Origin of the sequence: Streptomyces poonensis, assembly GCF_014650915.1 — a bacterium.
GTDB lineage: Bacteria > Actinomycetota > Actinomycetes > Streptomycetales > Streptomycetaceae > Streptomyces > Streptomyces poonensis.
On the sequence record NZ_BMVW01000012.1, the window covers coordinates 39,605 to 52,890 of the forward strand.

The 13,286-nt window shown below is 71.7% G+C and carries 2 protein-coding genes; both read left to right on the top strand.

Annotated features, from left to right (window positions below):
* The first annotated feature begins 172 nt into the window (after positions 1 to 172).
* On the top strand, positions 173 to 11,908 hold the full coding sequence (locus IE242_RS25505) for a non-ribosomal peptide synthetase (RefSeq protein WP_189863143.1): 11,736 nt from the start codon (positions 173 to 175) through the stop codon (positions 11,906 to 11,908).
* A gap of 55 nt (positions 11,909 to 11,963) precedes the next feature.
* Positions 11,964 to 13,223 (top strand): cytochrome P450, encoded by a 1,260-nt coding sequence (locus IE242_RS25510; protein ID WP_189863145.1) that lies wholly within the window; start codon positions 11,964 to 11,966, stop codon positions 13,221 to 13,223.
* The last annotated feature ends 63 nt before the right edge of the window (positions 13,224 to 13,286 follow it).

Consider the following 13,286-nt stretch of genomic DNA (forward strand, 5'->3'; position numbering starts at 1 on the left):
GCGTCACATTCACCACCACGAATCCTCTTTTCCCACGCATGAGTCCGAGGGAGTGATCAGGCGTGCCCGAGTGGCGGGGCTTGACAGCCGGCGTGTGGCCTGCGCCGCCCGGCCGACCCGACCAGACCTTCAATTCCTACCGCACCTCGAAGAAGCTCAGGGAGCATGTGCAGTGAAGCCGTCACGCATCGAGGACCTTCTGCCCTTGTCGCCGCTCCAGGAGGGGCTGCTCTTCCACGCGCAGTACTCCGAGGACTCACTGGACGTCTATACGGTGCAGTTGGCCGTCCGCATCGAGGGTCCCGTCGACTTCACGGCACTGCGCGCCGCCGCCACGACGCTCATGCGCAGGCATGCCAACCTGCGCGCCGGCTTCCGTACCCGCAAGAGCGGGGAGCCGGTGCAGGTGATCCTGCGTGACGTCGAACTCCCGCTGAACGTGCTGGACTTCAGTGAGAGTCCGGCCGACGAGCAGCTGGCCAGGGTGAAGGAGTACGCCGCGCACGACCGCGCGGAGCGCTTCGACATGGCCAACCCGCCGTTGCTGCGCCTGGCCGCGATCCGTGTCGCTCCCGACGCTTTCTGGCTGTTGGTGACCGGGCACCACATCCTGCTCGACGGCTGGTCGTCACCGCTGGTCATGCAGGAGCTGTTCCAGCACTACCGCGCGGGCGGCGAGGACACGTCCCTCCCTGCCGTCACCCCGTACCGCACCTACCTCGCCTGGCTGAGGCAGCAGGACAAGGATGCCGCCACGGAGGCGTGGCGTGCGGCGCTCGACGGCGTCGACTCCGCGACGCTGCTGGTGCCCGACGCCGACCCGAGCACCGCCGTCCCGCCTCAGGATCTGGTCGGCGAGGTACCCGAAGACCTCACCCGCCGCCTGGGCGACGTGGCACGCCGCCTCGGTGTCACCCTCAACACCGTGGTGCAGGGGGCCTGGGGTGTGCTGCTCGGCAGACTGACCGGCCGCACCGACGTGGTGTTCGGCGCGACCGTGTCCGGGCGCCCCGCGGAGATCGCGGGTGTCGAGTCGATGGTCGGCCTGTTCATCAACACTCTTCCGGTACGCGTCCGCATCGACCACGGCGCGTCCTGGGCGGAGCTGCTCAGCGCGGTCCAGCGGCAGCAGACCGCACTCCTGGACCACCACCACCTGCCGCTGTCCGCCGTGCAGGAGACGACGAAGGTCAGCGGAGAACTCTTCGACACGCTGGTCGTGTTCGAGAACTACCCCCTCGACTCCGAGGGGATGGTCGAGCAGACCGAGGGCCCGCGCATCACCGACGTCACCGGCCAGGACGCCACGCACTATCCGGTCACGCTGTTCCCGACGCCCGGGCCCACCCTGCGCCTGCGGCTGGGCTACCGGCCCGACCTCTACGACCGGGGACGCGCCCAGGAGCTGCTGGACACCTTCTGCCGCGTCCTGGAGCAGATCGAGGCCGACGCCTCGCTGCCGGTCAGCCGCACCGAGGCCCTCTCGCCCCGGCGGCTGCGGACCGTCCTCGCGGACTGGAACGACACGGCCGCCGCGGTCCCCGCCGCGTCCGTGCCCGAGCAGTTCGCCGCGGCCGTCGCCACCGACCCGGACGCCACCGCGCTCGTCGTGGACGGCACCGAGCTGACGTACGGCCGGCTGGACGACCGCGTCAACCGCATCGCCCGGCTGCTCACAGAGCTCGGTGCGGGCCCGGAGGCACGCGTCGCCGTGGCCCTGCCACGCGGCGCCGACCTGGTGGCGACGCTGCTCGCGGTCGGCAGGACGGGCGGCGCGTACATCCCGCTCGACCCCGAGTACCCGGCCGAGCGCGTTCAGTACATCGTCGAGGACGCCTCGCCCGCCGTCGTCGTCACCGACTCCACCGTCACCTCGGTTCCCGCCACCGAGGGTGTCGCGCGTGTGCTGCTCGACGCCCCCGAGGTGTGCGACCGGCTGGCCGCGCTGTCCGGCGCTCCCCTGGAGCCGGTGGCGGTACCGGGGGGCCATCCGGCGTACACGATCTATACCTCCGGCTCGACCGGCAAGCCCAAGGGGGTGGTCGTCACCCGCGACAACCTCACCAACTTCGTCGAGGACATGCGCAAGCGGTTCGAGGTGCGGCCGGGCGACCGGCTCGCCGCCGTCACGACCATCGCTTTCGACATCGCGGGCCTGGAGCTGTACGTCCCCCTCGTCGCCGGCGCGAGCGTCGTCCTGGCCACCCGGGACGAGGTCATCGACATCCCGCGCCTCGCCGAGCTTGTGAAGAACACCGGCGCCACCCTCATGCAGGCCACCCCCACGCTGTGGCAGGCGCTCGTCGCCCAGCGCCCCGAAGCGCTCGCCGGCCTGCGGGTGCTCGTCGGTGGTGAGGCCCTCCCCGCGGGACTAGCGAACCGGCTCACCGAGCTGGCCGAGCAGGTGACCAACGTCTACGGCCCGACCGAGACGACGATCTGGTCCACCGCCGCCCGCCTCCACGAGGTGGACGGTCCGCCGGTCATCGGCAAGCCCATCGCCAACACTCAGGTGTACGTGCTGGACGGCGGGCTCTCCCCTGTGCCGCCCGGCGTCCCCGGCGACCTCTACCTCGCGGGCGACGGCCTGGCACGAGGCTACTTCGGCCGCCCCGATCTGACCTCCGAGCGGTTCGTCGCCTGTCCGTTCGGCGCCCCCGGCGCCCGGATGTACCGCACCGGCGACGTGGCGCGCTGGACCTCGACCGGCGACCTGGAGTTCGCGGGCCGCACCGACGACCAGGTGAAGGTGCGCGGCTTCCGTATCGAGCTCGGCGAGATCGAGAGCGTCCTCTGCGAACTGCCCGAGGTCGCTCAGGCCGCCGTCGTGGCGCGCGAGGACACGGCGGGCGAGAAGCGCCTGGTCGCCTACGTCGTCGCCGCGCCCGGCGCGAAGGTGTCGGTGCCCGTGCTGCGCGAGGGCGTCGGCGCCCGGCTCCCCGAGTACATGGTGCCCGCCGCCTTCGTCACCCTGGACAAGCTGCCGCTCACCCCGAACGGAAAGACCGACCGCAAGGCACTTCCCGCCCCGGACTTCACCGCCCTGTCCACCGCGACCGCCGGTCCCCGCACCCCGCAGGAGGAGATCCTGTGCGGGCTGTTCGCGGAGATCCTCGACCTGCCCTCGGTCGGCGTCCACGACGACTTCTTCGACCTGGGCGGGCACTCCCTGCACGCCACCCGGCTCGTCAGCCGGATACGTGTCGCCTTCTCGGTCGAACTCCCGCTGCGCCTGCTGTGGGAGGCGCCCACCGTCGCCGAGCTGGCGGCCAGGCTGCGGGGCGCCGACGACGCCCGCCCGCCGGTGGTGCCCGTGGAGCGCCCGGAGCACATCCCGCTCTCCTACGCCCAGCGCAGGCTCTGGTTCCTCAACCGCTTCGAGCACGGCGCCGCCGCCCACAACATCAGCCTGGGCCTGCGGCTGCGCGGCCCCTTCGACGTGGACGCCCTGCGCGCCGCCGTACGGGACGTGTCGTCCCGCCACGAGGTGCTGCGCACCGTCTTCCTGGAGGGCGACGGCGTGGCCCGGCAGCTCGTTCTCTCCCCCGAGGAGGGCGCGACCGAGCTGGTGGTCAGCGACGTCGCGGAGCAGGACCTGGACGCGGTGATCGCCGAGCACGCGGCGCGTGACTTCGACCTGTCGACCGAGACCCCGCTGCGCGTGTCGATGCTGCGGATCGCCCCGGACGACAACCTCCTGCTCATCCTGCTGCATCACATCGCGGGCGACGGCTGGTCGGCGGGCCCGTTCGCCACCGATCTCACCGCGGCCTACGAGGCCAGGGCGGCGGGCCGGGCTCCGGACTGGGAGCCGCTGCCGGCGCAGTACGCCGACTACACGATGTGGAACTACCGGGTGCTGGGGGAGGAGAGCGACCCCGAGAGCCTGGTCAGCAAGCAGCTCGACTTCTGGCAGCAGCGTCTGGCCGGTGCGCCCGACGTCCTGGCGCTGCCCACCGACCGGCCCCGGCCGCCCGAGGCGGACTACGCGGCGCAGACAGTGGTCGTGGATGTGGACGCCCGGCTTCACCAGGCGCTGACCGGCGTCGCCCGCAAGACCGAGACGAGCCTGTTCATGGTGCTGCAGGCCGGTCTGGCGTCGCTGCTGTCCGCGCTGGGCGCGGGCGACGACATCCCGCTGGGATCCCCGATCGCCGGACGCAACGACCAGGCGCTGGAAGCGATGGTCGGGTTCTTCGCCAACACCCTGGTGCTGCGCACCGACACCTCGGGAGACCCGACCTTCCGCGAACTCCTGGGCAGAGTGCGGGAGTTCAACCTCGCCGCGTACGCACACCAGGAGGTGCCCTTCGAGCGGCTGGTGGAGCTGCTCAACCCCGAGCGCTCCTTGTCCTGGCACCCGCTGTTCCAGGTCTGGCTCAACGTGCAGAACGTCGAGGCCTCGGCCGGCGCCTCCGTCGGCATCGCCGGCATCGACGCCCAGGCGTACCCGGTGCCCGTCAACGCCACCCAGTTCGACCTGGCGTTCACCATCAACGAGCGGACCGCGGCCGACGGCAGCCCCGAGGGCCTGCGCGCTCTGATCGACTTCCGGCTCGACCTGTTCGACCGACAGACCGTCGAGGCCCTCTTCGGCCGCCTGCTGCACCTGCTGGAACGCGTGGCGGCCGACCCGGACCTGCGCGTCAAGGACATCACGCTGCTCACGGACGACGAGCGGGCCCTGCTCGCGACGGCCAACGACACCACGCGCGACGTCCCCCGGGGCACCTTCCCCGAGCTGTTCGCCCACCGCGTCGCCACAGCTCCCGACGACCCCGCGGTCGCCTACCAGGGGGTCGAGCTGAGCTACGCGGAACTCGACCGCAGGGCCAACCAGATCGCCCATGTCCTGCGCGCGGAAGGCGCCCGCCCCGAACGGTTCGTCGCCTTGGCCCTGCCCCGTTCCGCCGACTGGCCCGCCGCCGTCCTCGCCACGCACAAGGCGGGCGCGGCCTATCTGCCGGTCGACCCCGCCTACCCGGCCGAGCGCATCGCGTACATGCTCTCGGACGCCGCACCGGCGTTGATCGTCACCACCGGGGAGATCGCCGCAACCCTGCCGGACACCGGGACGGCCACCGTCCTCGTCCTCGACGACGAGACCACCGCCGCCCGCGTCGACGCGGCGCCCGCGACAGCCCCCGAGGTCACGCTCGACCCGCGCAACCCGGCGTACGTCATCTACACCTCCGGTTCCACCGGCCGGCCCAAGGGGGTCGTCGTACCCCACTCCGGCTTCGGCTCGCTGCTCACCGGCTACGTCGAGGCCCTCGGCCTCGGCCCCGGCAGCCGCGTCCTGCAGTTCGCGTCCCCGAGCTTCGACGCCGCCTTCGCCGAACTGTGCAAGGCACTGCTCTCCGGCGCGACGCTGGTACTGGCCCCGCCCGCCCGCCTGGACCCGGGGGCCCCGCTCGCGACGCTCCTCGCCGAGCAACGCGTCACCCAGGCGACCATCCCGCCCGCCGCGCTCGGAGTACTCGCCGACGACGAACTGCCCGCCGGGATGACCCTGCTCGTCGCGGGAGAGGCCACGCCCGCTGAGCTCGCGGCCCGCTGGTCCGCGGGCCGTCGCATGGTGAACGCCTACGGTCCCACCGAGACCACCGTCTGCGCGACCATCAGCGCCCCGCTGGCCGGCGCCGTCGAGCCACCCATGGGCACCCCCGTGCCCAACAGCCGGGTGTACGTCCTGGACGCGGCGCTGCGCGAGGTCCCGCCGGGCGCCTCCGGGGACCTCTACGTCAGCGGCGAGGGCCTGGCCCGCGGCTACCTGGGGCGTCCCGGCCTGAGCGCCGAACGCTTCGTCGCCGACCCGTTCGGCGCTCCTGGCTCCCGCATGTACCGTACCGGTGACATCGCCCGGTGGACACGCGACGGCGTGCTCCGGTTCCTCGGCCGCGCCGACGAGCAGATCAAGCTGCACGGCTTCCGCATCGAGCTGGGCGAGGTCCGCTCCGCACTGCTGCGTCGGCCGACCGTCGCCCAGGCCGAGGTGCTGGTCCGCGAGGACCGCCCCGGCGACCGGCGTCTCGTGGCCTACGTGGTCGGCAAGGCCGGCGCCGCTCCCCTGCACGGCGCGGACCTGCGGGCGCTGCTCGCCGCCGAGCTGCCGGAGTACATGGTGCCCGCGGCGGTGGTCGTGCTCGACGCGCTGCCGCTCACCCCGAACGGCAAGACCGACCGCAAGGCCCTTCCCGAGCCGGGATACGGGGCCGCCGTCGAGTCCGAAGAGCCCCGCAGCGCCCACGAGGAGCTGCTGTGCTCGCTGTTCGCCGAGGTCCTCGGTCTGGAGACCGTCGGCGTCCACGACAGCTTCTTCGACACCGGCGGCGACAGCATCATGTCGATCCAGCTGGTTCGCAAGGCACGCAACGCGGGCATCAGAATCACCCCGCGAGACGTGTTCGAGCACAAGACGGTGGCGGGCCTGGCCAAGGCCACCGCCGACCAGGGCGCGGCGACCGGGCCCACCGCGCCGGCCCCCGCCGGGGCGGAATCGGCCGCCGCGGGCGTCGGCACCCTGCCGCTGACGCCGATCATCCACTGGATGCGTGAGCGGGGCGGGCGGGCCGACCGGTTCAGCCAGACCAACATGATCGTGGTGCCGGCCGGCCTCGGTGCGCCGCGCATCGAGGCCGCCCTCCAGGCCGTCCTCGACCACCATGACGCGCTGCGCATGCGGCTGATCCGCACCGGCGGAGTGGTGTGGAGCCTTCAGGTCCCCGAGCGCGGAGCGGTCCGCGCCGCCGATTGCCTGCGCCGCGTCGACCTGTCCGGTCTGGACGCCGAGGGCGTCCGGGAGCGGATGGCACGGGAGACGCGCGGCGCCTGGGACCGGCTCGACCCGGAGGCCGGGGTGATGCTCCAGGCCGTCTGGTTCGACGCGGGCCCCGATGCCTCGGGCCGGCTGCTGCTCACCGTCCACCACCTGGTCGTCGACGGCGTCTCCTGGCGCATCCTGATGCCTGACCTGCAGCAGGCGTGGGCCGAGTCGGCCGACGGTGGCACACCGCGGCTGGACCCCGTGGGCACGTCGTTCCGGGAGTGGGCGCAGTTGCTCACCGACGACGCGCAACGGCCGGAGCGGATCGAGGAACTGCCGTACTGGCTGGATGCCCTCTCCGACCCCGGCCCGGCTCTCACCGACCGGCCCCTGGACCGGGCGCGCGACCTGACGTCGACGACCAGGCGGGTTGTCCTGGAGCTGCCCGCCGAGCAGACCGCGGCCCTGCTCACCACGGTGCCCGCGGCGTTCCACGCCCGGATGAACGACGTGCTGCTCACCGCGTTCTCGGTCGCCGTGGACCGGTGGCGTGCCGGGCGCGACCGCGGTGACGGGCCGGTGCTGGTCAACATGGAGGGACACGGCCGCGAGGAGCTCCATGACGATGTCGACCTCTCCCGGACCGTCGGCTGGTTCACCAGCCTGTTCCCGATACGCCTGGATCCCGGCACGTACGACTGGGAGGAGTTCCGTTCCGGAGGCCGTGTCGTCGGGGACGTGCTCAAGCGGATCAAGGAGCAGCTGCGTGCCCTGCCCGACAAGGGCCTCGGCTACGGCCTGCTGCGCTACCTCAATCCGCAGACCTCGGCGGCGCTCGCACAGCTCCCCGGGCCTCAGGTCAGCTTCAACTACCTGGGCAGGTTCGCCGGAGCGGCGGACGATGCCGGTCAGACGGGGGCGGCCGACTGGGGGCCGGCGCCTGAGGGCTTCGACCTCGACGGCGGGAGCGACCCGGATCGTCCGATGGCCCATGCCATCGACGTCAACGCCATGACGCAGGACCTGCCGGACGGACCGCGCCTCATCGTGGACGTGACCTGGGCGGGGGAGCTGTTCGGCGAGGAGGAGATCCGCGAGCTCGGCGAGAACTGGCTCACCGCGCTCTCGGCGCTCGTCGTCCACGTCGAGCGCCCCGAATCGGGCGGCTACAGCCCCTCGGATCTGACGCTGGTCCCGCTGACGCAGCAGGAGATCGACGCCGTGGAGTCCGCCGCGTCGACCGGGCTGGAGGACATCCTGCCGCTCACCCCGATGCAGGAGGGTCTGCTCTTCCACGCCCAGCTCGACGAGGACCAGCCGGACATCTACACGGTGCAGCTGGGCATCGACATAGCCGGCGAGCTGGACACCGACCGGTTGCGTGCCGCCGCGGCCACTCTGCTGCGGCGTCATGCCAACCTACGGGCCGGCTTCCTCCAGCAGGGCCTCAGCCGCCCGGTACAGGTCGTCTTCGGTGACCTCGAACTGCCCTGGGTCGAGCTGGACTTCACGCACCTGCCGGAGGCGGAGCGGGCCGCGCGGCTGGATGCGCTGATGGACGAGGACCGGGTGCGCAGGTTCGACCCCGAGCGTCCGCCGCTGCTGCGCTTCACGCTGGTGCGCATGGGCGACGCCCTGGTCCGGTTCCTGATGACCAACCACCATCTGCTGCTGGACGGCTGGTCGGGTCCACTGCTGGTCCGCGAGCTGTTCGCGCTGTACGAGGCAGGCGGAGACGAGTCCGTCCTCCCGGAGCTGACGCCCTACCGGGACTACCTGGAGTGGCTCGGCAGGCAGGACAAGCAGGAGGCCCGCGAGGCGTGGCGCGAGGTCCTGAGCGGGGTGGACGGAGCGACACTGGTCGCCGCCGACAGTGGTGGCACGAGCGGAGACCTTCCCGGCGACCTGCTCGTCGAGCTGCCCGAGACGACGGTGGCGGAGCTGACGAAGCTGGTCAGCCATCACGGCGTCACCTTCAACACCGCTGTCCAGGCGGTCTGGGGGGTGGTCCTCGGCGGGCTCACCGGCCGCGACGACGTGGTCTTCGGCGCGACCGTCTCCGGACGCCCCGCCGACCTGCCCGGCGTCGAGACGATGGTCGGTCTGTTCATCAACACCGTCCCGGCGCGCGTCCGGCTCGCCCCGGGCGACACCTGGGCCGCTCTGCTGGAGAAGGTGCAGCGGCAGCAGACCTCCGTCATGGACCACCACTACCTCGGGCTCCAGGACATCCTGCGTCTCGTCGACTCGGACCAGTTGTTCGACACGATCGTCGTCACGGAGAACTTCCCCGTGGGCGGTGACGGGGCGCCCGGGGGAGAGGACGGGCTGCGGATCGTCGTCGGCTACGGCTCGGACGCCAACCACTATCCGATCAGCCTGGTCGCCATGCCCGGCCGCACCCTGCGGCTGCGCTTCAGCTACCGCACCGACCTGTTCGACCGGGACGCCGTGCAGGCCATCGCCCAACGCGTCGAGCGGGCGTTCCACGCCCTGATCGACGCGCCCGGACAGCGGCTCGACCACCTCGACCTGCTGTCGGCCGAGGAGCGGGAAACCCTGCTGGGCGGCTTCAACGCCACGGCGGCGCCCACCCCGGAACTGCTCGTCCCCGAGCGCTTCGAGGCGCAGGCGGCCCGCACGCCGGACGCCCCCGCCCTGCGGCTCGCGGGCGGTGAGGAGGTCGACTACGCCACGCTGAACGCCGCCGCCGACCGGCTCGCCGGTGAGCTGGCCGCCGCCGGGGTCGGCCCCGAGCGGCTGGTGGCACTGGCGTTGCCTCGCTCGGCCGACCTGGTGACCGCCGCGTTGGCGGTCCTGAAGGCGGGGGGCGGCTATCTGCCCGTCGATCCGGCCGATCCCGGCGACCGGCTGGAGTACGTGCTCCGCGACGCCGCGCCGGTGCTCGTGCTGACCCGCTCCGACATCGCGTCCACGCTGCCGTCGACCCCTGCCCCGGTGCTGCTGCTCGACCAGCGGGACGACGTGGCGGACGGCAACGCGCCCGTGGCGGGCAGCGGCTGTCGCCCACATCCCAAGAGTCCGGCGTACGTCATCTACACGTCGGGTTCGACGGGGCGGCCGAAGGGCGTCGTGATCGAGCACCGCTCCCTCGCGCAGTACACCGACCAGGCCGTCGACGCCTGGCCGTCGCTCGCGGAGCGAGCCCTGCTGCACTCGCCCGTCTCCTTCGACATGGCGGTGACCTCGTTGTTCGGGCCTCTGGTGAGCGGCGGCTGCGTGCACATCGCCGAGTTGGAGCAGCCGGACGAGGGCCGCCTGCGGCCGCCGTTCCTGAAGGCCACCCCCTCCCATCTGGCGCTGCTGACCGGCTCGGACCGGGAGAACTCCCCCAGCCGCGAACTGGTCATCGGCGGCGAGCAGCTGCTGGGCGAAACACTGGACGAGTGGCGCGCCGCCCATCCGGATGTGGCCGTCGTGAACGAGTACGGACCGACCGAGGCCACCGTGGGCTGTGCGGTGCACCGGCTGGAGCCGGGCGACCCGGCCCCCGCGGGCGCCGTCCCGATCGGCCGGCCCACGCCCAACACCCGGCTCTACGTGCTGGACGCACGGTTGCGGCCCGTTCCGATCGGCTGCACGGGAGAGCTGTACATCGGCGGCGACCAGCTGGCCCGTGGCTACCTCGGCAGGCCGGGGCTCACCGCGTCCCGCTTCGTCGCCGATCCGTTCGGCGCTCCGGGCACCCGCCTCTACCGCACGGGCGACCTGGCCCGCTGGAGCGCCGACGGCGACCTGCACTACCTGGGTCGCGTGGACGACCAGGTGAAGGTACGCGGCTACCGTGTCGAACTCGGCGAGATCGAGGCCCGCTTGACCGCCGACCCCGCCGTCGGCCAGGCCGTCGTCGTCCTCCGTGACGACAGCGGAACCGGGCGCCGTCTGGTCGCCTACCTGGTGGCCGCGGCGGGCGGTGCGCTCGATGTGGCAGCCGTGCGCGAGCGTCTCTCCGCGGCCGTACCGGACTACATGGTCCCCGCCGCGTTCATGACGCTGGCGGAGATCCCGCTCAACGCCAACGGCAAGGTGGAGCGCAGAGCGCTGCCCGCCCCGGACTTCAACCCTCGGGACTGGGCGGGACCGCGCGACCCCCAGGAGGAGATCCTGTGCGGTCTGTTCCGCGAGGTGCTCGGGCTGGACGTGGTGGGAGTCCACGACAGCTTCTTCGACCTCGGCGGGGACAGCATCATGGCGATGAACCTCGCGCACCGGATCCGCTCCGTGTTCGGCGCGCAGCTCAACATCCGCACGGTGCTGACCTCACCGACCGTCGCGGAGCTGGCCGAGCGTCTCGGCGGCGCGGACGACCAGAACTCCCTGGAGGTGCTGCTCCCGCTGCGCGCCCAGGGCACGCGCACCCCCGTGTTCTGCGTGCACGCCGCGGGTGGCCTGAGCTGGAACTACGCCTCGCTGCTGCGCCACGTGAACCCCGAGCACCCGGTCTACGGCCTGCAGGCACGGGGCATCGACGGCACCGGCGAGATTCCCGCGACGCTGGAGGAGATGGCGGCCGACTACGTCGAGCAGATCCGAACCGTGCAGCCTGCGGGCCCCTACGTACTGCTCGGCTGGTCGTTCGGTGGGCAGGTCATCCACGCGATGGCGGTCCTGCTGCAGGCTCAGGGTGAGGAGGTCGCCCTGCTCGTCAACCTCGACGAGTACCCCCTCGATCACAGCCTGCCGCGCCCCGACCGGACGCCGGACGAGCAGGACGCCCTGCGGATGATGCTCGACCACGTCGGCTACGACGTCGACGCGCTGGGCGACGGGCCGCTGGACCACGACGAGGTCGTCACCATGCTGCGCGCCCGGCAGTCCGTCCTCGCCAGCCTCGACGCCGGGAACATTGCCGCGCTGGCAGCGGCATTCGCCCACAACCGACGCCTGTTCGAGACCTATGAGCCCGCCCGCCACAACGGGGACCTGCTCGTGCTGGTGGCCGAGGAGGACAAGTCCGTGCCGGCCTCGGAACTGGCCGCCCGCGCCGAACGGTGGCGGCCCTTCGTCACGGGACGCCTCGAGCACCGGGTGATCGGCTGCAGCCACCCGCACATGCTGCATCCGGAATCGGCCGCCGAGATCGGCCGCGTCCTCAACGAAAAGCTCCGGGAAATCAAATGACGCGGCCGCCCGCCGGTCAGGCGACGACCCGCATGATGCGAGAAACGGTGGAGACATGAGCGTGCAGACCACGGAAATCCAGCGGGAGAATCCCGCCGGTCCGGCTTCGCTTGATCTGGTGAACCCGAAGACGTATCTGGAAAACGACATGGCGGCCTACTGGCGGCGGCTGCGTACGGACCATCCCGTGTTCTGGCACCCTGAGACAGCGGACCGGCGCGGTTTCTGGGTGGTCAGCAGGTATCCGGACGTCCAGGCGCTGTTCCGCGACAACAAACGGCTCACCTCCGAGAAGGGCAACGTCCTGGTGACGCTGCTGGCGGGCGGTGACTCGGCCGCGGGGCAGATGCTCGCCGTGACGGACGGCCGCCGTCACAAGGACCTGCGCAACGTGATGCTCAAAGCGTTCTCGCCGCGTGCCCTGGCCAAGGTCGCGGGCATCGTGCGGGAGAACACCCGCCGGCTGATGGCCGAGGCGATCCGCCGCGGTGAGGGCGACTTCGCGGCCGACGTCGCCTCCGTGATCCCGATGACCACCGTCGGCGGTCTGCTCGGTATCCCGGTCTCCGACCATCCGTACCTGCTGAAGCTGACCAAGTCGTGCCTCAGCTCCGACGAGGCGGACCAGGCGCCCGAGGAGGCGTTCCTGGCGCGCAACGAGATCCTGCTCTACTTCAGCGACCTGGTGGCCGAGCGGCGTGAGAACCCGCAGGACGACGTGATCTCCACGCTCACCCGGAGCGACATCAACGGGGTGCCGCTGACCGACCAGGACATCGTCTTCAACTGCTACAGCCTGATCCTGGGTGGCGACGAGACCAGCCGCCTGTCCATGATCGAGGCGCTTCACGCGCTGAGCAGCGAACCCGGCGAGTGGCGGCGCCTGCGCGACCACGAGGTGGACCTGGAGACCGCCACCGAGGAGATGCTGCGCTGGGCGACGCCGGCCATGAACTTCGGCCGGCACGCCACCACCGACTTCGAACTGCACGGCGAGCAGATCAAGAAGGGCGACATCGTCACCCTCTGGCAGATGTCGGCCAATCGCGACGAGACGGTCTTCCCCGACCCGTACACCCTCGACCTGGCCCGCACCCCCAACAAGCACATCACTTTCGGCTACGGTCCGCACTTCTGCATCGGCGCCTACCTGGCCCGGGTGGAGGTCAAGGAGATGCTCGACGCCCTGCGCACCTTCAGCACCGGCTTCGAGATCACCGGCGAGCCACACCGCATCCACTCCAACCTGATGCAGGGCATGTCGTACCTGCCCATGCGGTACTTCCCCGACGAGCAGGGTCTCGCCGCCGGCTGAGCCCTCCCCGACGCAGCCGCCGTCCCCGGAAGCGCCGCAGCGCGTTTCCGGGGACGGCGCGCT